Below are 22,268 nucleotides of genomic sequence, written 5' to 3' on the forward strand. Positions count from 1 at the left end.
GTGCTGCTGTCCCGGCCTCCGTGACCCACCCCACCTGATTCGTAAAGGTAACTCCCATGCGTTCCACGCCCATGAGCGCCACGCTGTTCGCTCACCGTGACTATCGGAAACTCTTCACCGCCCAGCTGTCGGCTCTCTTCGGTACCGGATTGACCACCGTCGCACTGGGTTTGCTCGCCTACGAGCTCGCCGGCGGTAACGCTGCCGCCGTGCTCGGCACCGCACTGACCATCAAGATGCTGGTCTACGTCACCGTCGCGCCGATGGTGGCCGCTTACGCCGACCGCTTCCCCCGTCGACTATTTCTTGTGTCACTCAACGGGATTCGAGCTGTAGTGGTACTGGCGCTACCGTTCATCGAACAGGTGTGGCAGATTTACCTGCTGATCGCCCTGTTGCAAACCGCCTCTGCCGCTTTTACTCCCACATATCAGGCGATCATTCCCGATATCCTGCCCGATGAGCGTGCGTACACCAGGGCGCTCTCGGCGGCCCAAACGGCCGCGACCATGGAGACTCTGCTGAGCCCCATGCTCGCCGCGGCCGCACTGGCGGTGATCAGCTTCCATTGGCTGTTCGTCGGCACGGCCATCGGATTCGTCGTCTCGGCCGCGCTGGTGCTCGCCACCCGTATCCCGAACGCGACCGCGGTCACGCCGGGCTCTTTCCGGGAGCGCAGCACCGTCGGCATGCGGATCTTCGCCGCGACGCCCCGGCTGCGCGGTCTGCTCGGCCTCAACCTCGTGGTCGCGGCCGCCGGATCGGTGATCATGGTCAACACCGTGAACTACGTCCGAGACACCCTCGGCGGTACCCAATCCGGAGTGGCGATGCTGTTGGCCGCCAACGGGTTCGGCACCATGGTGATCGCCTTGGCCTTGCCCGGCGTCCTCGATCGGATCGGCGCGCGGCCGGTCATGCTCGCAGGCGCGGCGGCGCTGCTCCTCGGTCTCGGGTCGGGCACCGCGCTGTCGACCGCGGGCAGCGGTGACTGGCGTTGGACCGCCGCGATCGCGGTATGGGCGGTGGTCGGTGCGGGCACCGCGGCGATCCTCACACCGATCGGCCAGGTCCTGCGGCGCTCATCGCAACCCGCCGACCGGCCCGCGCTCTTCGCGGCGCAGTTCTCGCTGTCGCACCTGGCCTGGCTGATCACCTACCCGATCGCCGGATGGCTGACCACCGTCGCCGGTTTCACCGCCACCTGGGTCACTCTCACCACGCTCGCGGGCGCGGGAATCGCTGTGGCACTGCGGATGTGGCCGCGTCACGACCCCGAGGTGGTGACCCACCTGCACGAGATAGGCACCATCGACCCGGCCCGCCTCGCCGACGCCGTCCGCGTGGACGACCGTTTCTACCGGCACAGCCACGTCTACGTCATCGACGCCGACCACCGCCGCTGGCCCACCCCGGCGACCCGGGAGCGCGAAACCGCCGCAGCGGCTTGATCATTGCCGACGCCCCACCAACGACCCCGGGATCGGAAGAACCGCCGACTCGGGGTCGCTCGGTGTGCTTTTTCGTTCCGTCGGTCGGCACGCCGGGCTCGATGTGCGGGTCCGAGGAAGTGCCCGCTCGGGCGTCGTAAAGAAACCGACGAGTTGGTGCAATAGTTCCAGATGGCAGGTATGTTGGCGATTGTGCGTACCGAGGGAGATACCTGGGACATCAACACCAGCGTCGGGTCCACGGCACTGTTCGTCGCCGCGGCTCGGGCACTGGCCGCGCGCGGCCCTAATCCGCTGGCCGTCGATCCGCTCGCCGAGGTCTTCGTGCGTGCCGCGGGACCGGAGTGGGCCGATCTACTAGACGGCAAGGCGGCCGACCATCCACTCCTCGACCCCGCCTTCGGCCTGCCCTTCCAAACCTTCCAGGCCGCGCGCACCAAATACTTCGACGACTATTTCGCCGCGGCCGTCACCGCGGGCGTGCGCCAGATCGTCATTCTGGCCGCGGGCCTAGACGCGCGCGCCTACCGCCTGCCCTGGCCCGACGGCACGGTCGTCTACGAACTCGACCGACCGCAGGTGCTCGAGTTCAAGCGGCAGACGCTGGCCGCGCACGGCGACAAGCCACGCGCCGACCGCCGCGAGGTGCCGGTCGATCTGCGCGAGGACTGGCCGCAGGCGTTGCGCGAGAAAGGTTTCGATCCGTCCGCGCCGACCGCCTGGCTCGCCGAAGGGCTACTCCCCTACCTCCCCGCCACCGCCGTGGATCAACTGTTCGCCGCTGTCGACCGCACCAGCGCCCCCGGCAGCCGCGTCGCCATCGAAGAGCTGGACCCGCTCCCCGACCAGGCCCACACCGCCCTCCTCGAAGACCCCGACTCCGCCCCGAGCAGCTGGATCGATTGGGCCCACCTGATCTACAACGAGCAGCGCAGCGACGCTGTGGAATGGTTCGCCGCACGCGACTGGTACGCCACCGGCATCACCCTGGCCGACTACCTCTACTCGGTCGGCCACACGACCGAGCAGACCTCCGACACGCCGCTCTCGCTACCCACGCTGGCACGCCTGGTCACCGCCGTCCGCCCCTGAGACGGGCGACTGTGACGCCCTGGTCGTCTTCGCCGAAGTAGTGGTCCAGGGCGCCGTCTCGCAGAACACGTGTTTGCCGCTGCGAACGCAACCCCCAGGGCGTACCACGTGTTTGCCGCTGCAACGCAACAACCCCAGGGCTATTGAGAGTGCTTCGCCGGTGCGTTCGGCGACCTACGACCTACGTACCCGAGGATTCCGGCCGGGTTCGAGGTGGACAACCGATTCCACCGTCCATCCGAACTGATTGAGCGGTGCCGGCGGGGATATCCCGCGATCATGGAATCTGCCAGGACCCATTCGGAGATCCACCTGGAAGTCGACGGTGTGCGACACACATTGCGGGTCGACAATCGCACCACCCTGCTGGACGCGTTGCGGGAAAATCTCGGCGTGACGGCACCGAAGAAGGGGTGTGATCACGGTCAGTGCGGGTCGTGCACGGTGCTGCTGGACGGTCGCCGCGCCACTACCTGCTTGACCTTCGCGGTCGCCCAGGACGGTGCTCGCGTCGTCACCGCAGCCGGGCTCACCGCCGGTGACGATCTGCACCCGGTGCAGCAGGCCTTCCTCGAGCAGGACGGCTTCCAGTGCGGGTATTGCACGCCGGGCCAAGTGTGCTCGGCGGTCGGCATGCTCGACGAGGTGGCGGCCGGGCAACCCAGCTTCGTCACCGAGGATCTCGACGCGGAGCCTGCCCTGACCGACACCGAGATCCGGGAACGGATGAGCGGGAATCTGTGCCGCTGTGCCGCATATCCGAATATTCTCGCGGCGATCCGGCAGGCGGCGTCGGCATGATCCCCTTCGAATATCGACGGGCGGGCACCGTCGCGGACGCGGTCGCGGCGGTCGCGGACCGGCCCGAGGCGGTGTATCTCGCGGGTGGCACGAACCTGGTCGACCACATGAAGCTCGGCGTGGCCGCGCCGTCGCTACTGGTCGACATCGGGCAGCTGCCGCTCGGCGAGATCACCGAACTGCCGGACGGCGGACTGCGGATCGGCGCAGGCGTGCGCAACACCGATCTGGCGGTGCACCCGCTGGTCCGCTCCAGGTTCCCCGCACTGTCGCGCGCCTTACTGTCCGGCGCATCGGGGCAGCTGCGGAATCTGGCAACCACCGGCGGAAATCTGTTGCAGCGGACCAGATGTGTGTATTTCCAAGACGTCACTACGCCGTGCAACAAACGCGATCCGGGTTCCGGTTGCGCCGCGATCGGCGGTTACGTCCGCTACCACGCGATCCTGGGCGCGTCGGAACACTGTGTGGCCGTTCATCCTTCGGATATGGCCGTGGCGATGTCGGCGCTGGACGCGAAGGTGGTGGTCGTCGGCGGCAACGGCGAGTCACGGATTCCGCTCACCGAATTCCATCGACTGCCCGGTGACCGCCCCGAACTCGACACGGTACTCACGCACGGCCAGCTCATCACCGCAGTGGAGTTGCCCGCCCCACCCACCGGCGCCCGCTCGACCTACCGAAAAGTCCGCGACCGTGCTTCGTACGCTTTCGCGCTCGTCTCCGTCGCCGCCGAACTGACGCGCACCCAGAGCGGGGAAATCGCCGCTGCGCGAGTCGCACTCGGCGGCGTCGCGCACAAGCCATGGCGAGCCCGCGAGGCCGAGGCGGTCCTGCAAGGCTCCCCCGCGACCGAGGAAGCCTTCGAGGCGGCAGCGGAATCCGAGCTATCTCAGGCAAAACCGCTGGAAGGCAACGTATTCAAGGTCGAGCTGGCCCGTCGGACACTGGTCGCGACACTGCGGTCACTCATCGAACCCGCCACCGCAGAGCAGGTACACTCATGACTCTCATCGAAGCCGCCGCTATGGGCACCTCGCCCACTCGCCTCGACGGCCCCGCGAAAGTCACCGGTGCCGCACCGTATGCCTTCGAACATCAGGTGGACCAGCCGACATATCTCCATCCGGTGCAAGCGACCATCGCGCGCGGCCAGGTGAGCGCCATGGATACCACCGCCGCCACTCGACTCGACGGAGTCGTCGCCGTGCTCACCGTCTTCGACGCGCCGACGCTGGCGGATACCTCCGACGGCGAGCTGACCATCCTGCAGGACAACGAGGTCCACTTCCGTGGCCAGCTGATCGGTGCGGTGATCGCCGAGACCCCCGAGATCGCCAGGCATGCGGCAACTTTGGTGGTGACGACCTATCGGCGCCGACAAGCCGAGGTCGAATTCCGCGGCGACAGCGCGAATCTGTACGCGCCGGAAGAGGTCAGCTCGTCGTTTCCGACGGACACCGACGTCGGCGACGTCGACGCGGCACTGGCCGCCGCCGAGGTGACCATCGACCAGACCTACACCACGCCGATAGAACACAACAACCCGCTGGAACCGCACGCGTGCATCGCCATCTGGCATCCGGAGGGCGACGGCGGCCCGAAAGCCACCCTCTACGACTCCACCCAGGGCGTGCATACCGTCCGCACCGCCCTCGCACCGCTGTTCGGGCTGGAACCCGACGACCTGCGGGTGATCGCGCCACACGTCGGCGGCGGCTTCGGCTCCAAGGGCGCCCCGCATGCCCATAACGTCCTCGCACTGCTGGCCGCACAACGCAGCGGCGGACGGCCGGTCAAGCTGGCGCTCACCCGGCAGCAGATGTTCGCGCTGGTCGGTTACCGAACTCCGACGATCCAGCGCATCCGGCTCGGCGCGGACTCGAACGGGAAACTGACCGCGCTCGCCCACGACGTCATCGAACAGACCTCGCGCGTCAAGGAGTTCGCCGAGCAGACCGCGGTGGCGTCGCGGATGATGTACCGGGTCCCCAACCGCCGCACCTCCCACCGCCTCGCCGCCCTCGACGTGCCCGTGCCCTTCTGGATGCGCGCGCCCGGTGAGGCGCCAGGCATGTTCGCCGCCGAGGTCGCCATGGACGAACTGGCCGTCGCCTGCGCCGTCGACCCGATCGAACTGCGGATTCGCAACGAGCCCGCCGCCGACCCGGAGTCGGGCAAGCCATGGTCCGGCCGCCACCTGATCGAATGCCTGCGCCGCGGCGCCGCCGAGTTCGATTGGGCCGCACGCGATCCCGCGCCGCGCAGCCGCCGCAGCGGCGAGTGGCTGATCGGCACCGGCGTCGCCGCGTCCACCTATCCCGCGACCCAGTCACCGGGGAACGCGGCGCGCATCGAGTTCACCGCCGACGACGACTACATCGTCCAGATCGGTGCCGCCGACATCGGCACCGGCACCTGGACCTCGCTCACCCAGATCGCGGCCGACGCCCTCGGCTGTACCACTGAGTCGATCCGGCTACAGATCGGCGACACCGACCTGCCCGCCGCGTCGGTCGCAGGCGGATCCTCCGGCATCACCTCCTGGGGCACCGCGATAGTCACCGCCGCGCGAGCCTTCCGCGCCGAACACGGCACCACTCCCGCTCCGGGTGCAGCGGTCACCGTCGAGGCCGACGAGAACCCCGACGCCGAGAACTTCGCCACGCACTCCTTCGGCGCCCAGTTCGTCGAAGCGCGGGTGAACCGGTACACCGGCGAGATCCGCGTGCCCAGAATGCTCGGTGTCTTCTCGATCGGCCGCGCCATCAACCCCACTATGCTGCGCTCCCAACTCATCGGCGGCATGACCTGGGGCCTCTCCATGGCCCTGCACGAGGAGAGCGTCCGCGACCCTCGCTACGGCCACATCGTCACCCAAGACCTAGCCACCTACCACGTCAGCTCCCACGCCGACATAGGCGACATCGAAGCCATCTGGCTCGACGAAACCGACCCACATACCAACCCCATGGGCTCCCGCGGCGCAGGCGAAATCGGCATAGTCGGCGCCGCAGCGGCAATAGCGAACGCCATCCACCATGCCACCGGGACCCGCCCCCGCGCCCTCCCCATCACGCCTGACCAACTGCTATAGGAGTTCCAGCTAAATCCAACCCTTCTCACGAGCTTTGAGGGCCGCCTCGTATCGGTTCGCCACACCCAACTTCGCCATCGCCGAGGACAGATAGTTGCGGGTGGTGCCGGGCGAGAGGTGGGCACGCCTGGCGATGTCGTCGACGGAGGCGCCGTCGATGGCGTATTCGAGGACGTCGGCTTCGCGGGCGGTGAGAACGGTGTCGCCCGCGCTGATGGCTTCGGCGGCCAGTTCGGGGTCGACGTAGCGGCCGCCGCTGTGCACGGTGCGGATCACCTCGGCCAGGGTGGCTGCCGAGGCGGTCTTCGGCAGGAAGCCGCGCACGCCTGCGGCGAGGGCTCGTTTGAGATATCCGGGTCGACCGTGGCTGGTGACGATCAAAGTGCCTGCGCCCGGCGTGAGTTGCTGCAGTGCGACGGCGGTTTCGATACCGTCCATGCCTGGCATCTGCAGGTCGATGACGGCCACCGCGACCGGCTCGTCGACCCGGCGCCGCCACGCGGCGACGAGTTCCTCGCCGGAGCCGACGTGGTCGACCACCTCGATGTCGGCTTCGAGGTCGAGCATGGTCGCCATCGCGGCTCGGATGAGCGTTTCGTCATCGGCCAGGAACACGGGAATCATTTGCTCTCCCAATGGATTTCGAGGGTGAACTCGTCGGGTGACGCGCGGACATCGAGGGACGCGCCGAGGGGAGCGAGCCGCTCGGCGAGGCCACGCAACCCCGACCGCTCGCCCGCCGGACCGTGCGGGCAGTCGTTTCGCAGCGACATCCCCGCGGCGCCGAGGGTGAGAACCGCCGAGGTCGCCGCCGAATGTTCGACGATATTCGTGGTGCCCTCCCGCACCACCCAGGCAGCGACCTCATGGAATCGCGCGGGCACGTTGGCCGGATCGCCTTGGACAACGAGGCGACAGCCCACCGCCGACAGCAACGAACGCGCCCCGGCGACCTCGGTCATCAGGTCGATGCCCCGGTAGCCGCGCACCAGTTCGCGCATCTGCCCCATCGATTCGACGGCGAGCGTCTTGACCTCGTCCATCTCGGCGGCCGCCCGGTCGGCCTTCCCGGAACGCGACAACACCGCCGCCAGTTCACTTTTCACCGCGATCGCCGAGAACCCGCGCCCGACGATGTCGTGCAGGTCCCGCGCGAAACGCAACCGCTCCTCGGCCACCTGCAGTTCGGCTTCGACCCCCTTCGCACGATCGAGCTCTTCGACGACCCGCAGGCCCCACACCGTGAGCAGCGTCGTGCCGAGGACGAAGCCGCCGAAACCGAGGGTCCCCGCCGCCGTACCCAGTGCCGTCGCCGGCGACGTACCGAAGGCGAGTCCGGTGGCGACGCTGAGTCCGAGCACGGTCCACACTTTGTGCCGGAAGAAGGGCACGACGGCGAACATGGCGAGGACCACGGCGTAAACGCCGGTCAGCCGGGCTTGGTCGACGGTCGCCGCACTGGTGGCCCGCCTGGCGACCACGACATCGGCGAGCCACACCGCCGCCAGCGTCGCGACGGCGGCGGGCAGCGCCCACCGCCGGGACACCGCACCCGGTGAAATGGCGAACTCGGGTTGCACCTCGACCGCGACGATGGCGGCGATACCGCCGACCACGATCCCGACCGTCGACCACGACAAGCCCGCGGTGATCGCCATGACGACGATCACCGTGGCGAGTCCCAGTTGCAGCGCGACCCGGCTGTAGACCCGGAACTTGGCAGGCCCCGACAGCCGGTGCCACCAGGCGGTCAAGCCGCTCAACCGCGGTCGTCCCAGCGGAAGCTCTTGCGGGTCAGCGCGAACGCCAGGACGGTCCATAGCGCCAGTGTGGCAAACGGGCGGCCGAGTTCGGGGAAGGTGCCCGCGAAGTCGAGCGCCACGTCGGTGGTGGCGGCGGTAGCGTGCCGCCCGGACGCGCCGAGCGAGACGAGGTCGGAAATGGCCGCGAAGGGCGTCCAGTCGGCGAGTTCGCCCAACCGATCGGGTAGCACCTTCCGGATGGACGCGAGCCCGATCATCGCGACCGTCATCACGGGTAGTGAGGTGATCTGGGCGGCCTCGGCGTTCTTGGTCACCGCACTGGTCGCCAGCGCGAGCAGGGAGAACAGGACGACTCCGCCGAGGACGGCAATGGCAATCGCCAACGGGTTGACCGGAGCGGGCGCACCCGTGCCGTACACGACCGCCGCGACGATGAGCACGGTGGCAACCGTCACCAGCGCGCCGGGCACCGCGGGCGCCGTCTGGATCTGCCAGTCGGCCGCCTCACCTGTGCGCAGTCGTTTCAGCACGCCTTCGCTGCGGCGCGTGGTGACCATCGACAGCACCGAGTAGTACTGCACGAACAGCAGCGCGACCAACGCGATCAGCTCGAACGTCATCGCCGCGGTCGCCGTCGTGGGTGCGGTGTCTTTGGTGGCGATGAAGTACGAGGCAAGCGAGATGCCGATCGGAAAGAACAGCGCCATGTAGACCAGCGTCTTGTTCCGGCGGAACTGCAGGTACTCGGCCTTCGCGAGCGCGGCCAGCGGGCGGCGGCGAAAGGTGGTTGGGGGTTTCACGAGGGTGGTCATCGGGTGGCTCCGATCAGTTCGGGAGTGGTCGTCGGCGCGGCGGCCGGCTCGTTGGCGACATCGAGGAAGACCGACTCCAGCGAGGCGGCGCGGGCTTCGAGCCCGCCGAGTTGCAGGCCGTGCTCGCGCGCCCAGCCGAGCAGTTCGAACAAATGCCCTTGCAGGTCATAGGTGTCGACGGTGACGCGCGCCTGCGCGTCGATCCGCGCGTCGCGCAGGTGCGGCAGCGGCAGGCCGGGATGGTCGAACACGATCCGCGCCGGATGACCGTCGACAATCTCGCGCAGCGTGCCGGTGCGCGCGACCGCACCCTTGTGCATGATCGCGATTCGGTCGGCCAGTGCCTCCGCCTCGTCCAGGTAGTGCGTCGTGAGCACCATGGTCACGCCCGACGCCTTCAGGTCGGCGAGCAATCGCCAAGTGCCACGGCGACTTTCCGGGTCGAGACCGGTGGTCGGCTCGTCGAGGAACAGCAACCGAGGCTGACCGAGCAGGGCACACGCCATATCGACCCGGCGCTGCTCACCACCCGACAGCGAACCGACCCGAACATCGGACCGATTGGCCAGATCCACCTGCGCCAGCACGGCGTCGGCGGTCGTCGGGTCGGTGCACGTCCCGCGCCACATCTCCAGCGTCTCGCGAACGGTCAGTTCGGCGGGCAGCCCACCGGACTGCAGCATGATGCCGACCTGCGCGCGGACCTGCGCACGGTCCCGGCGCGGGTCGAGGCCGAACACCTCGACGACACCGGCCGACGGCGCGGCGAGGCCCTCCAGCATGTCGAGCGTCGACGTTTTACCGGCACCATTGGTGCCGAGCAATGCGAATACCTCCCCCTCGGCGACCCGCAGGTCTACCCCTTTGACCGCCTCGAAGGCGTCCTTGCCGTGCCCGTAGGTCCGGCGCAGGCCCTGTGCGGTGATGACATCGTGAATCGGTTGACCGCCGCGGTTCAGCGGGTTGCGATGTGCGCTGTTCATGCCTCTACGATCACGGACCGCAGTCCCGGTCAGTAGTAAGCGCAGTCATCGAATCCCGATGAGTTACCGCATGGATCGGTCATGACAAAAGTCATCCGCGGTGACAAGGCGCACCAGTTGCCATGAGGGCCTTTCCGCTCCGATGGCGGCATATCGATCTCGCTCACGATCGATCCTCGAGCGCAAACTCATTGCGTAAGAACACTATTCGTAAAGGTCTACGATAGATAAGGGCGGCCTCGCTGACCTGCCCCACGACCCGAACGAAAGACCGGTCTCATGTCGGACATGAACAAGCGCAACCTCGTCTACTTCGAAAATCCGTCCATGCGCGGGCTGTACGACGCCATGGAGGAGTGGCAGGCGGCCACCGACCGCCGTCTGTTGTCCATCAGCGTCCAGCAAGATCGCGACAACTACTGCGCCATCGCCCTCACCAACCCGACCGAGGTCGTGATCACCAGCGCCGACGGACACAACCACGCGAACGTCAGCCGGTTCGGGACGCTAGCCGTGGACGGGGTCTGACCGGCCGGCCCGCGACGCTTCGACAACTTCTTCGCCGCTGGTAGCGACCCCTGCGGGGTAGTGCCAGCACTACCAGGAAGACGGGGGACTGCCAGCTGCCGGTGACCTGCCTATCTCTCATAGCGTGACTGGAGTCCGCAACAGAGAGGAAGCACCTTGCGCACCAAGGTAAGTCATCGTTCGTTCGGCACCGTGGCGGTAGCCGGGGCACTGGTCGCCCTCGTGGTGACGTCGTGCGATGCCACGGAGACCGTGCGAGCCGAGCCCGCCGCCGAGGCCGGGCAGCGGGCACAGGTCACCGAGGCCTTGAACCAATTGGTCACCGGCGACCGCCTGCCCGGAGCGCAGATCGTGGTCACCGATCGGAGCGGGGTATGGACGGGGACGGCAGGAGCAGGCGATCTCGCGCACGGCACCCCGTTCCAGGACGACGCCCGAGTCCGGATCGCCAGCAACACCAAAACCTATGTGGCGACGGTCATGCTGCAGTTGGTGGCCGAGGGCAAGGTCGAGTTGGACGCACCGGTGGAGCGCTATCTACCGGGTGTCGTTCGGGGCCCGGGCATCGACGGAAATCGGATCACGGTCCGAAATCTGTTGCAGCACACCAGCGGACTGCCGGAGTACGCGGCCGAGTTCGGTGCTACCCCTAAGCCTGGGCAGATCGCCTCGCCTTCCGAGGATGTGCGTTGGGGGACAAAGAATACCGCCGAGATCGTCCGCAACGTGCTGACCGCGCCTGCCGACTTCGAACCCGGCGCGCAGTGGGCGTACTCCAACACCAACTACGCACTGGCGGGAATGATCATCGAGAAAATCACCGGAGAGTCGGTGGGCGCGGCGATCACTCATCGCATCATCGAGCCACTCGGCCTGCGCGACACCTACTTTCCGGAACCCGACGAGACCGAGATCCGCGGTCCCCATCCCGTCGGCTACCTCCGGTCGAACGGCGAGCTGATCGATTACACCCGCCAGAACGTGTCGTACGCCGGCGCGGCGGGCGCGATGGTTGCGACCGGCGCGGACCTCAACCGGTTCTTCGTCGCACTACTCGACGGCGAACTGCTGCCGCCTGCTCAGCTCGTCGAAATGAAGAAGACTGTGCCGCTGCCGGTTCCGGGCAAGCAGGGCTATGGACTCGGCCTCATGTATCGCCAACTCCCCTGCGGCGCGGACAGCTGGGGCCACGGCGGCGACATCGACGGCTTCGAGACCCGCGGCGGTGTCACCAGCGACGGGCGCGCGGTGACGGTGACCGTCAACCAGGTCCCCGAGACCGCGGAAGCCACTCGCAACGTCAACCGGGCTGTCGACGCCGCGCTGTGTCCGACACCGTGAAATCCGGCCTGAGCTGGGCGTGATCGCTACCGCGCGGCAGTGACCAACGATGGTGATCGCACCTCGGCACGGCCGAGAACAACCACGGCTCGATCACCGCCGCGCGGCAGCGGCACTCGTCATGAGGACAACCGCGCGGCAGCGGCCATCATCAGTTCACGCGACTCCTCCGGCGTCTCCGCCTGCACGGCCAGCCGATCCATGACTTCGCGATAGAAGTGCAGGTCTTCTCGGCGATCCAGGTAGAGCGCGGTCGTCAGTTGTTCCAAGTAGACGATGTCGGGCAGTTCGCGCTCGGCGAAGCGCAGCATCGTGAACGAGCTGCCCGCCGCCGCGTGCGCCCCGGACCGATAGGACAGCACCTGGATCGTCACGCTGCGCCTGGTCGACATCTCCACGAGATGCTCGATCTGCTCGCGCTGCACCTTGGCCCCGCCGACCGGTCGGTGCAGCACGGCCTCGTCCAGCACCGCCCACAGCATCGGCCCGTTCTTCGCATCCAGGATTCGCTGGCGCTTGGTGCGCAACTCCACCCGTCGCGCGGAGTTGACGTCGATGGTCGCGCGCTCACCGCGCTGCGCCGCCTCGGCGTTCTTGTGGCCCACCGCGACGAGGGCGGTGGCGTAATCCTCGGTCTGCAACAGCCCTGGAACGAGTTGGCCCTCAAACGTTCTGATCGTGCGCGCCGCACCTTCCAGCCCGATGTAGGTCTCGAACCATTGCGGCAGCAGATCGTTGTACCGGTGCCACCAGCCCGGCTCGTTGGCCTTGCGGGCCAGATCCACGAACCTCGCGCGCTTCTCGGGATCGGTGACCCCGTACAGCGTCAGCAGATCGACGATGTCGCGTTCCTTGAAGCCGGTCCGCCCGAGCTCGAGCCGACTGATCTTGGCGTACGAGCCACGGATGTGCTCGCCCGCGACTTGCGGCGTGATGCCGCAAGCCTCACGCAACTTGCGCAGCTGGCCGCCGACCGCGATCCGCAGCGCCGTCGGCCCACGTTCGGCGACACTCGGCTCGACACCGATCCAGCCGGGCTGTCCGACCATAAGCTTCTACTCCGATGCTGGGAGACCTTCCACGGGAACCACGCAATTTCACATGGTGAACTTCACCGCGTCTGCTTTGATGGTATCGCTCTGATACGACAGATCAATCTAACTTCCGATCGACCCGCCGAACATCGGGGTGGGTAGCTGGGCCCCATATCGGTGTTTCCGAGGTCGGGAACGCCCGGCTCCGTGCTCTCGTTCAGGCGGCCCGGCAACCAGATCTCCGAAATCGGCCCGCCCGGCATGTTTTCGACATCGCCGCACGACACACCGCTGGTCGTACGCGCCCACTACGGCGCGCCGTGGTGCTCGCCTATGCCACGCCTAGGTGAATTGCGAGGTCGTGATCACGCCTTCGACACCCGCGGGCTGCGTCACCCTGGTCGGCAGCGAGGGCACCGCATTGTTGCTGTAGCGGTGCTTGACGATGGCCGCCGCGGAATCCTCGCCCGGCTCGGGATGCCACGGCCGGGCGGACAGCTTTTCCAGCACACAGATCAGCAGCATCTGCCGGGTGCGGGTGACCGGATGGCAGTTCGTGGCCGGCTGGCCATACCCCTCGCCCCCGCGATCTTCCGGCGAAACGGTCTCGGTGAGCACCCAATACAGCTCCGGCCCGAGCAGGACCGACTCGCCCCTGCTGTCGTTGAACCAGCGGACCGAGTACTCGATCAGCAGATCCGCGATCGGCCCGCTCTGCTGCAACGCGTCTACGAAGCGGGGCAGTCCGCCGCTGCCTTCGGCGTTGCGCTGGATGAGCGTCGCGATCTTGTCGGCGACCTCGCGTAGCTGGGTGATGTCATGGTCCGGCCACTGCGGCAGGGTCATAATTCTCCTAAGACGTACGGCGGCGGTATTTCGAGTCCCGGTTCGACCCATGCCCCGTCAAGCGCCCAGAATTCAGCATTCCCGTGCCGGTTGTCAATGGCGCATCAATAGCTGACGGATATCACAAATATGCGCGTCGTCATCCGTGCCGAATTACAACGAAATACGTTGCAGAGCAGTTGTTTGTCGGCTACCTAGCGCTGTTCGCCCTGCTCACGACGCCGATCCTCGTCGCTCTGCCGAGCGGCTTCCTGGCGTCGAGCTTCGGCGCGCTGCTGCTCGGCGCGCTCGCGCAATTTCCGCAGAAACTCCTCGTCCGCCGCCGGATCCTGCGCGACATAGCGTCCTGGCCGGTCGTACTCGGTGTAGCCGGTGGTCGCGCGTGGACCGGACTCGTGCAATGGGCGACCCACGAACAACCAGAGCAGCGCGCCCACGGTGGGCAGCAGGATGATCACGATCAGCCAGCCCACTTTGGGCAGGTGCCGGATGCCCGCGTCGGGGCAGGTGATGATGTCGATCAGACAGTAGATCCACAGCGCGAGCGTCAGCAGACCGAGAATCGCGTAGGGCATCGGTACCTCCTCGTACGCCGGCCAACGACCTGTCCGTGTGGTGATTCGCGGCGAATCTCCCCCAAACCGGCCCGGGCACGCGCTACCCGAAGCTGGCGAATTCCAATCGGATCGGCGGCCCGATCGAACCCCCGTGGCCGCGACATCGACACCTTATCGGACGGCCGAACCGTTCTCCAGCCGAGTTTCCACCACACCGGCACCCGATGTCAGGTCCCCTTGCGAAGGTGCGCGGTGATCAACTGGCCTGCCTCCGGCTGGACGACTCCGTCCTTGGACGGGAGGCCGAGCGCGGCCGAGAGGTCTCGGCCGTAGAGATCGACGGTGGACTCGGCCAGCGCGCAGAATCTGTCGATGGCGGCGCGGCCGCGGCGGCCGCCGACCAGCGCGATGGTGGCCGCGAGCACGGCCGACGGCCACCACCACACGGCAAGCAGTAGGTACGGAATCGACCACGCCGCAAGGCGAGTGGCGGCGTCGTAGCGTGCCCGCGCGGACCGCAGTTCGCTGCGCGTCTCGCTGGGGACGATGAGCCAGAGCCGGGGCCAGGCGGAGTCGAGGTCAAGGCCGTAGTGGTGCAGCACGCGGTTGTCGGTAGAGCGGATACGGTCGCCGATCCAGGTCGGGTGGCGCGGTTCGGTCAGCGATATCCGGTTCCGCAGGGCGTTCAGGCGCGCGGTGTCCTCGGTGCCGAGGAAACCCGGCGGGCGTTGACCTGCTTGACCGCGGGCAGTGTTGCGCCACGCCAGATCGAGGGCGCGGCCCGCGGCGATCCAGCGCCGCGCCCGCCAGCGGGTGAGCAGTCGGCCGAGTCCGCGCAGCGGCGCCGGCCACAGCTGCGACCACAGCTGGTGGGTCACTCCGGCGAGCATCTGCACCACCAGACCGCAGCCCATGGCCGCCACCAGCACGGTGACGGTGGTCAACAGCACGATCCCGGACGTCTGCGCGCCGGGATGCCGGGCCAGCGCGTCCAGTTCGCGGACGAGTGCGGACACGTCGTACCAGCGGCGGTGACCGAGTGCGGTGCCCGCGACCGCCAGTGTCACGAAGAGCAGTCCGGCGGGTACCGTTGCGAGCAAAGCCTGAGGTTCCGGTCCGTCGCCGGTGCTCGACATGGCGCCTCCAAGAATCGCGTGTAGCCAATCGGCCTCGGCTACCTGCTGTCGCCAATTAGCCTCAACGACATCACGTTTGAAGGTACCGCCGAACCCGAGCCGCCGTCGCGGTTCGCACAGCACCTCTAGACAGTGGGTGAAAGACCTTGCGCGACAACGCGAACAGACCGGACATGGACAACCTACGCACCGCCATGGACCTTGCGCCGGGCGAGCTCGGCGACGAACTGCGCATCATCGCGAACGGACCGCCCGGTCCCGACCTCGATGCGCTGCTGGCGATCTGGGACGGGCAGCCGCTGAATATCACCGGAACCGAGCACGGTCGGGCGCTGAGCGAGTTCAACGCACTCATCTGTGGCGACCCGCAGGTCCACCTGCATATCTGTGCGCCCATGCGCGATACGAGTGGGCATTCGGCGATCACCGAAGCGGAAAAGCTGTTCGCGCAATACGAACAGACCGGTCGGCTGAGGTTGCTGGAGCGAGCGGCGGATGTGTTCGCCACACCGCTGTGTGCGACGGCGCAGCCCGAACTCCGTTGCGCGGCGGAGAACGGTTTAGGCCTCACCGAGTGGGCGCGATTCGAACGGTTCGGCGCGCGCGACGATATCGATCATGCGATCGAATTGTTCCGCCAGGCCCTGGATCACGCACCGGCCGGTCATTCGATGCTGCCCGCGCTTTCGGCGAATCTGGCGGGGGCGCTGTTGTCCCGGTGGCGCTGCGCCGGCGCACCGGCCGACCTCGACGCCGGCATCCAGGCCAGCCGGGCCGCGCTACGGGGCACGCCCGCCGACCACGAGCTCCGCGGAGCTCGGTGCAATGCGTTGGCCGGTGCGTTGCTGGGCAAAGCATTCACGACAGGTGATGTTTCGGTGCTGCACGAATCGGTCGAGTTGCTTCGAGAAGCCCTCGCGCACGGCGAGCGCAACGGGGCGCCGGTTCCGGGAACCAGCTCGTCGCTCGCCGATGCGCTACGGCTACAGCATATTTGGGGAGTCGCCGACGCCGAGGTATTGGACGAGGCGACCGTGTTGGCGAAGCAAGCGGTGGCGGAGCTGCCGCACGGTCTCCGAGCCAGGTCCCATCCCCTGTGGGCGCGGTACCACATCAACCTGGCGTTACTACTCCTGCAACGGTTTCGAGTGCATTCTGATCCGACCGATCTCACAGCGGCTGCCACCGCGGTGCACCGGGCCCGTACCACCTCGCGGGCGAACGCCCATCCGGCGGAGCGACGCCTCGTTCGTGCCGAGGTGGAGCGTGCCCGCTTCCTGCACCGGTGGGGTATTCCAGACAATCAACTGGAGCCGTATCACGCGGTCGATGATCTGCCCCGGCGCGGACACCGGGAGTTGAAGCGGCTCAAACGATTAGCCGAACAAGCCGCCGCAGCGGCCCCGGCGGACCATGTCTTGCATTCGCGTGCTCGAGCGTCGGTCGCGGCGGCCTACTCGCTGAGAGCCGCGCTGACCGGCGCGGCCGCCGACGATGCCGCGCGCCGATGGCAGCAGATCGCGGGCGACTCCACCGTCTCGGTACCCGAACGAGTCGCTGCCGCACGTCGATTGACCGTCACCGGAGCTACCATCTCGGCCGCCACCAGCAGGCTCGTGCACCAAACATTCGACATGGCGGTGGATCTGTTACCCCAGTTCGCCGCGCGCACTCTCCCGATGACCGACCGTGCGCGACTACTCGCCGACTTCACCGGGCTGACCCGTGACGCGGCGGCCTGCGCACTTCGTGTCGGGCCACCCGACCCGAAGCACGCGCTGCGCATACTCGAGCACGGCCGCGGAATTTCGCACCAACACACCACCGAACTCGCCGCGCGTGAACCGCGGCTGGCGCAACGCCTCGACGAACTCAGCACAGTGTTGAATCAACCTCGAACAGTCGGCTTTTCCGCGCCACAACTGTTCATCAGGGCTGCTCCCGGTGCCCCCACCGGCGAACAACGCAGGCACGCCGCACAGGAGTGGCACCGGTTGGTCGCCGAGATCCGCCGCGCGCCAGGATTCGAAGCCTTCTTGAAACCCCCTGATGTGTCCGAATTACTCTCCGCCGCACCACAAACGGGTCCCATCGTCGTCGTGAACATCAGCGGAGTCGGCTCGGACGCATTGATTATCGAGCACGCCGACCTACGCGCGATCGCACTCCCCGACCTATCGGAAGCAGACCTGACCGCCCGCACCGACCAATTTCGCACCGCCGTAACCAATTCCACCGACCCCCGGCTATCCCCCGCCGAACAGGCAGCAGCGCAGCAATCGATCACCGAGATCCTCAGCTGGTTATGGACCGTGCTCTCCCAACCCATCCTGTATGAACTAGGACTACTCTCCGCACCGCCACCCGACCCACAACACCGCCCCCAACTGTGGTGGATCCCCACCGGCCCGCTCACCCATCTCCCGCTCCACAAGGCAGGACACCCCACCACCCCCGGTGCCGACGTCCGCAGTCGAGCCGTCTGCTCCTACGCCACGACCGTCAGCGAGCTCATCCACGCCCACAACTGAAACCTCGCCCATATTTCGGGCCCAGGCCGGTCACCGAGCACCTGCGACCGCTCCGGCCACATGCGAGTTTCAGCTCTCGAGCGCCGCTGCGATCCGAAGGGCGACCTGGCTGGGTGTGCGGTTCGTGGTGTCGACCACCTCGGCCTCGGCGTGTAACCACGTGCGGGCTGCCTCGGCGTAAGGCTCGAGATACTGGAGGCGGAACCAGGAGGGGACGGGAGTCGCACCCTCGATACGCCTGCGCAACGTCTCCTGGTCAGCGTGGAGGACGAAGTGTCGCACCGGGATCGCATGGTGGGCGAGGCCCATACTGATTTCACGCCAGTACTCCTCGACCAGGACGGTCATGGGCATCACCAAAGTACCGCCGGTGTAGTCGAGCACATGACGAGCCGTCTCGACGACGAGTCGCCGCCACGGCGGCCAGTGTTGAAAATTGTCGGTCTCCGGCAGCCCCGGTGTGATGTCCATCAGCGTCTCCCCGACCTTCTCCGCATCCAACACCCGCGAGTTCGGGATAAGTTGCTGCACAAGCGTGCTCGTCGTCGTCTTCCCCGCGCCGTGCGTGCCGTTGAGCCATATGATCACAGGACTCAACCTAGCGCGGTGCATGCCAGAAAACGCCGCAGCGGCTACCTACACTGCCGAATGGGAGCTCCTCACGAATGCCTGGAAATCGCGCGATGGAAAACTAGCCAGTCACCGGACATTCTGCACCGCAGTCGATCTCGCCCGCGCGCAACACCCGGCCCAACGGCAGTACCGGACATTTGGCGTGCCGCGGGACTTGACTGGATTCGGCTAGCATTTCAAGGTGGCGAGGGTGTGGGACGAAGCGGATCTGATTGCCGACGGCTTCGAGCGTGTGCATATCGAATTGGACTGGTATGACGGACCCCGCGCCGGTATCGCCGACCTGAACGGCGAGCCGCACTATTTCGACAGCGACGACTGCACGTTGGGCGGGGCTCTAGAAGAATATCGGGTCTGGCCGGCAAGCACGGACGCGGTAGCTTTGGAGCTGGAGCAGTGGGCGATCTATGTCGGCTGGAACCAGCGCTACTTGGCGGGCGAGGTCGGAGTGGACACCCATCCAGGCCACGGTGGCGTGGATAAACGCTACGACGAGCTGACCGCTCTTCTGGCCCCCTACCGTCAGATCCCCGCGAATGCACGAAAACTTAGGGCTGAGGTCAGATTCGACCAGAGCGATCACTACCGCATCGGGGGCACAAACGTGTGGTTCCGATGGCATCCGGGTACGGACCTCGACTCCGGCGCGTGAGTATCGAAGGCGACCGCCGGGTGACGTTTCACTTCCCCTCACCTCTCTTGCACTATTGAAGATTCGCGAGATCAGCTTGCGGCCGACGACTACGGCCGGAACGCGGTAGGAGATGTGCGTTGGTGTCGGACGTAGGGTGAGGCTCGTGGAGACGGACAGCGAACTGGAGAACCTACGATCAGCGCTCTCGTGCGTTTTCGAGAAGCTCGGTGCCGAAAGCCTTACCGAGCCCGACCGCGTCGAGTTGGTGGCGCGCGCCGAGCTGGTTCAGGACCAGATCGACGCGATCCAGGAAGCCGCCCGCGACGAGGAGCGCGTCCACACGCAACCTACGCAGGTGCCGGAGACGTCAGAGGATCGGTTGTTCTGAGCCGCGTCAAAGGATGACGCTTGAACGTAATTCAACCGATCATGGGGGTATGAATGCGATCTGGGCAGCTTTGATCGGCGTCGGCGGTACTGTCCTCGGATCGACGATCACCTTCTTCGTGCAGCGCAGCGTCGCCGACGAGGCGGCCCGGAGAGGGGAAGTCGAACGCGCCCGTCAAGAACGTCTAGACGCGTATGTCGCCTTCCTCAGTATCGTGCTGCGGTTTCGCGGCACCGAGATCGATCGCTGGCATTGTGAACACGAGGACCCCGACGCAGATAGCACGCGGACCGCCCGCGCCGAAGCCCGCACCGCCCGCGCCGAAGCAATCGCAGCCTTATCTCGCGTCCTACTCCTCGCGGGGGGCGACGAATTACAGCGGAATGCTACCGACTGTGTCGACGCAGTCGGCAGGATCCACACCGCCGACACCGCCGAGGAACGAGACGAGCGAATAACACACGCCAACTTCAGGATTCGATGGCTCAGCGAGGCGGCAGGCCGAGACATCGGCGCGAGCCGTGTCGAGCTCCCGCAGCTCGGATTCTCCTGACGAGAGCTGGCGCAGTCCGGGGTCCGTCCTTATCGCGACACGTCGAGTCCCGGATTCAGGGCGAGCTCCTCGAGCTGCGCTAACGGCAGAAGCTCTGCGGGTGCGTCGCCGAAAGAGATTTGATCTGTGTCCCGGACAGGCGGGTGACGGTGACGGAACGGTCGGTTCGCGGCGTGGACGCCAGCGCCGCGCTTCGCTCCTCGTGAGTCTCGACCACAGTCCCGTCCGGCAACCGCCGCCTCGCGCCGTTGGCGGAGGAAGTTTCGGGTTCCTGCGGCAGGGGTTGCTCGGTGCTGATCACGATGGCCAACCGCGATTGTCGGCCGGGCGTGGTTACTTGAACCGTCTGGCACACGCCGCCGCCCCTCTCGCCTTGCAACAGCATCCCCAGTGGCCGGTCCAGGGTCACACCGTCGAGGGGGATCTGCGCAAGAACCTCGTTCCATCGACGAGCCTGGGCCTGATCGATCACCGCACCGGATTTCGTGTAGGGCAGGCAGACCTCGGGCGGACTCGACGTTCCGGGCGGTACCGGCGCGCTGATGCGTAGTTGAGGATCGGTCACGAGCGCGACGAGTTCATCGGTGGACAAGAGGATGGCTCGGGGACGGCCGCTGCCCTCCTGGGCTTGATCGGTGGCGTTCGCGTGGGTGACCGATCCGTCGGGCAGATAAGCGGTGGCGTCGCGGGTAAGGGTGCGAACCCCCTTGATCTCATACCAGGTGTCATCGGTATCGACGATCGTGCCATCGGGAAGGTGGCGTCGTTCGTCGAGTTCGCCGGCGACGCACGGTGGAATCGGCTTGGTGGCTTGGCGCACGGTCACCTCCAGCGCGCCCGCGCGGTCACCACGCAGCAGCGTGGCCGCCGCCCTGGTCCAACCGCCGAATCCCTTGTTCTGCACGGGATCGCCGAGGATCGGCTGGAACACCAGCGAGCGCGTTACCGGGGCGAAGGCGATCTCGACATCACCGGGCAGCCGATCGTGCAGCGCCTCCGTCATCGCGCCCGCCTTGGGACCGGAGAACCACGGATAAGCCGGATTATCGTATTCGTAGGTAACGGAGTGAACCAGCCCGAACGTTTGTGCCTCCCGCGGCGGTTCTACCACATCACAACCCGGGATCTGCACCGGAAACGCGACCGGCGCAGTGACATAGGAACTTTCGGCCCGATCCGTGGGCTCCGGTTCGTGCACCAGCCAGGCGATGAGGTAGCCGGCGACGACGATCGCGGCGCAGGTCAGACCCACCTTCCCTCTGTTCACAGCCGCGGTGGGCTGGGCCGCGTCCCTGTCATCACCGATCTCCATGTCCGCCATTGTGTCTGCCGGTACCGACAAGCTGCGCACTCGTCGGCGGACGCCATACACGCACGCTCTTCGGCGATATGGTGCGCGCGGCAGAAGAGGATGTGCCCGTCCGCGCCCAGACAGCCGTAGGTGTTTGCCGTCGAAGCCTGTTCAGGGCCGGTCTGCGGTGAGCACAGCGATCAATAGTGCGGCCGGTCCGGCGAGGAAGAGGCGCGCCCGAGATGCATGGTTGAAAGGCATTCGCACGCGGATGTCATTTCGTTCGGGCGTTGGGCTCAACGAAGTTCCATCCGGCGCCGCAAGCCGCATAAGAGGATTGGGGATTGCCCTGGACCCGCCAGGGACCGTAGAAGTCTTCGTAGTCGAAGCTGCCGGACGGAGTGAGATACCGACAGCGAGCTACTGCCCTGAACTGGGTGCCTGAAGCAGACGTGTAGCAGTAGGCCGTCGCCCCGTTGCCCGACTGCGAGGCACGGCAGCCAGCGGGGGCCGCGGACGCGGGCGCGGCCACAGTGACAGACAACCCGACGGTCGTCAGCGTCGCGGCAAGCAGAATTTTTGCGGTCCGATACTTCATCAGATTCCCCTCTGTATCGAGAGGTGTTCCAGTGCTCGAATGAGCCTTTCCGCAGCCCCTCTCAGCCATGATGGCACCGCCGCGCGACGAGAGTCCAGGATTCCGATCTCCCCACCGCGACACCACCACATGGTGGACCGATCACGAGGAGATGGACAAGCAGAATGACGGCCAACCGTCCATGGTTCGTCGCCTTTCC

21 protein-coding genes are annotated in these 22,268 nt (G+C 66.7%); 11 read left to right on the forward strand and 10 right to left on the reverse strand.

Going from position 1 to position 22,268, the window contains the following annotated elements; translation table 11 throughout:
• Positions 1 to 71 precede the first annotated feature (71 nt).
• The 5 genes from ACIHA7_RS33335 to ACIHA7_RS33355 all read left to right on the forward strand — a co-directional run bounded on the left by ACIHA7_RS33335 (position 72) and on the right by ACIHA7_RS33355 (position 6,441).
• Positions 72 to 1,451: an MFS transporter gene (locus tag ACIHA7_RS33335; RefSeq protein ID WP_397295549.1), complete on the forward strand. Its 1,380-nt coding sequence runs from the start codon at positions 72 to 74 to the stop codon at positions 1,449 to 1,451.
• A 192-nt stretch (positions 1,452 to 1,643) separates the two neighbouring features.
• Positions 1,644 to 2,543, forward strand: a complete 900-nt coding sequence (locus ACIHA7_RS33340) for an SAM-dependent methyltransferase (protein ID WP_397295125.1) — start codon at positions 1,644 to 1,646, stop codon at positions 2,541 to 2,543.
• Between the two features lie 279 nt (positions 2,544 to 2,822).
• A complete protein-coding gene (locus tag ACIHA7_RS33345) occupies positions 2,823 to 3,344 on the forward strand; it encodes a 2Fe-2S iron-sulfur cluster-binding protein (RefSeq protein ID WP_397295126.1) in 522 nt (173 codons plus the stop codon).
• Positions 3,341 to 4,351, forward strand: coding sequence for an FAD binding domain-containing protein (locus ACIHA7_RS33350; RefSeq protein ID WP_397295128.1), 1,011 nt, complete (start codon positions 3,341 to 3,343; stop codon positions 4,349 to 4,351). The genes ACIHA7_RS33345 and ACIHA7_RS33350 overlap by 4 nt, the downstream gene beginning before the upstream one ends.
• A complete protein-coding gene (locus tag ACIHA7_RS33355) occupies positions 4,348 to 6,441 on the forward strand; it encodes a xanthine dehydrogenase family protein molybdopterin-binding subunit (protein ID WP_397295130.1) in 2,094 nt (697 codons plus the stop codon). Before ACIHA7_RS33350 ends, ACIHA7_RS33355 begins: the two co-directional genes overlap by 4 nt.
• A gap of 9 nt (positions 6,442 to 6,450) precedes the next feature.
• Here ACIHA7_RS33355 and ACIHA7_RS33360 read toward each other — a convergent pair whose 3' ends face one another.
• The 4 genes from ACIHA7_RS33360 to ACIHA7_RS33375 are packed head-to-tail and all read right to left on the reverse strand — an operon-like array spanning position 6,451 to position 9,999.
• On the reverse strand, positions 6,451 to 7,065 hold the full coding sequence (locus ACIHA7_RS33360) for a DNA-binding response regulator (RefSeq protein ID WP_397295131.1): 615 nt from the start codon (positions 7,063 to 7,065) through the stop codon (positions 6,451 to 6,453).
• Complete coding sequence (locus ACIHA7_RS33365) at positions 7,062 to 8,195, reverse strand: sensor histidine kinase (RefSeq protein WP_397295133.1); 1,134 nt, start codon at positions 8,193 to 8,195, stop codon at positions 7,062 to 7,064. Before ACIHA7_RS33365 ends, ACIHA7_RS33360 begins: the two co-directional genes overlap by 4 nt.
• Positions 8,196 to 8,200: 5 nt before the next feature.
• The gene (locus tag ACIHA7_RS33370) at positions 8,201 to 9,016 is read right to left on the reverse strand and encodes an ABC transporter permease (RefSeq protein WP_397295135.1); all 816 of its coding nucleotides are present in this window, start codon (positions 9,014 to 9,016) and stop codon (positions 8,201 to 8,203) included.
• Positions 9,013 to 9,999 (reverse strand): ABC transporter ATP-binding protein, encoded by a 987-nt coding sequence (locus ACIHA7_RS33375; RefSeq protein ID WP_397295137.1) that lies wholly within the window; start codon positions 9,997 to 9,999, stop codon positions 9,013 to 9,015. Before ACIHA7_RS33375 ends, ACIHA7_RS33370 begins: the two co-directional genes overlap by 4 nt.
• A 288-nt stretch (positions 10,000 to 10,287) precedes the next feature.
• Between ACIHA7_RS33375 and ACIHA7_RS33380 the strand changes: the two genes are divergently transcribed.
• A complete protein-coding gene (locus tag ACIHA7_RS33380; RefSeq protein WP_397295138.1) occupies positions 10,288 to 10,527 on the forward strand; it encodes a hypothetical protein in 240 nt (79 codons plus the stop codon).
• Between the two features lie 156 nt (positions 10,528 to 10,683).
• On the forward strand, positions 10,684 to 11,868 hold the full coding sequence (locus ACIHA7_RS33385; RefSeq protein ID WP_397295140.1) for a serine hydrolase domain-containing protein: 1,185 nt from the start codon (positions 10,684 to 10,686) through the stop codon (positions 11,866 to 11,868).
• 119 nt (positions 11,869 to 11,987) lie between these two features.
• On the opposite strand, the gene ACIHA7_RS33390 is transcribed toward ACIHA7_RS33385, so the two are convergent.
• The 4 genes from ACIHA7_RS33390 to ACIHA7_RS33405 form a co-directional block, all read right to left on the reverse strand.
• The gene (locus ACIHA7_RS33390) at positions 11,988 to 12,917 is read right to left on the reverse strand and encodes a helix-turn-helix domain-containing protein (RefSeq protein WP_397295142.1); all 930 of its coding nucleotides are present in this window, start codon (positions 12,915 to 12,917) and stop codon (positions 11,988 to 11,990) included.
• Positions 12,918 to 13,244: 327 nt separating this feature from the next.
• Positions 13,245 to 13,748 (reverse strand): hypothetical protein, encoded by a 504-nt coding sequence (locus tag ACIHA7_RS33395; protein WP_107655771.1) that lies wholly within the window; start codon positions 13,746 to 13,748, stop codon positions 13,245 to 13,247.
• A 194-nt stretch (positions 13,749 to 13,942) separates the two neighbouring features.
• A complete protein-coding gene (locus ACIHA7_RS33400; RefSeq protein WP_397295145.1) occupies positions 13,943 to 14,323 on the reverse strand; it encodes a PLDc N-terminal domain-containing protein in 381 nt (126 codons plus the stop codon).
• 209 nt (positions 14,324 to 14,532) lie between these two features.
• Complete coding sequence (locus ACIHA7_RS33405; RefSeq protein ID WP_397295146.1) at positions 14,533 to 15,441, reverse strand: hypothetical protein; 909 nt, start codon at positions 15,439 to 15,441, stop codon at positions 14,533 to 14,535.
• Between the two features lie 173 nt (positions 15,442 to 15,614).
• Between ACIHA7_RS33405 and ACIHA7_RS33410 the strand changes: the two genes are divergently transcribed.
• On the forward strand, positions 15,615 to 17,972 hold the full coding sequence (locus tag ACIHA7_RS33410) for a hypothetical protein (protein WP_397295148.1): 2,358 nt from the start codon (positions 15,615 to 15,617) through the stop codon (positions 17,970 to 17,972).
• A 69-nt stretch (positions 17,973 to 18,041) separates the two neighbouring features.
• Here the strand turns inward: ACIHA7_RS33410 and ACIHA7_RS33415 are convergent, their stop codons facing one another.
• Positions 18,042 to 18,560 carry an AAA family ATPase gene (locus ACIHA7_RS33415; RefSeq protein ID WP_397295150.1) on the reverse strand — a complete coding sequence of 173 codons (519 nt, stop codon included), beginning with the start codon at positions 18,558 to 18,560 and terminating at the stop codon, positions 18,042 to 18,044.
• Between the two features lie 235 nt (positions 18,561 to 18,795).
• Here ACIHA7_RS33415 and ACIHA7_RS33420 point away from each other — a divergent pair, with 235 nt between their 5' ends.
• The 3 genes from ACIHA7_RS33420 to ACIHA7_RS33430 all read left to right on the forward strand — a co-directional run bounded on the left by ACIHA7_RS33420 (position 18,796) and on the right by ACIHA7_RS33430 (position 20,180).
• Positions 18,796 to 19,257: a hypothetical protein gene (locus ACIHA7_RS33420; protein WP_397295152.1), complete on the forward strand. Its 462-nt coding sequence runs from the start codon at positions 18,796 to 18,798 to the stop codon at positions 19,255 to 19,257.
• A 145-nt stretch (positions 19,258 to 19,402) separates the two neighbouring features.
• Positions 19,403 to 19,627, forward strand: coding sequence for a hypothetical protein (locus ACIHA7_RS33425; protein ID WP_397295153.1), 225 nt, complete (start codon positions 19,403 to 19,405; stop codon positions 19,625 to 19,627).
• A 49-nt stretch (positions 19,628 to 19,676) separates the two neighbouring features.
• Positions 19,677 to 20,180, forward strand: a complete 504-nt coding sequence (locus tag ACIHA7_RS33430) for a hypothetical protein (RefSeq protein WP_397295154.1) — start codon at positions 19,677 to 19,679, stop codon at positions 20,178 to 20,180.
• A gap of 79 nt (positions 20,181 to 20,259) precedes the next feature.
• Here ACIHA7_RS33430 and ACIHA7_RS33435 read toward each other — a convergent pair whose 3' ends face one another.
• On the reverse strand, positions 20,260 to 21,492 hold the full coding sequence (locus ACIHA7_RS33435; RefSeq protein WP_397295156.1) for a hypothetical protein: 1,233 nt from the start codon (positions 21,490 to 21,492) through the stop codon (positions 20,260 to 20,262).
• Positions 21,493 to 22,268: the final 776 nt, after the last annotated feature.

Origin of the sequence: Nocardia sp. NPDC052316 (genome assembly GCF_044547795.1) — a bacterium.
Taxonomy (GTDB): domain Bacteria; phylum Actinomycetota; class Actinomycetes; order Mycobacteriales; family Mycobacteriaceae; genus Nocardia.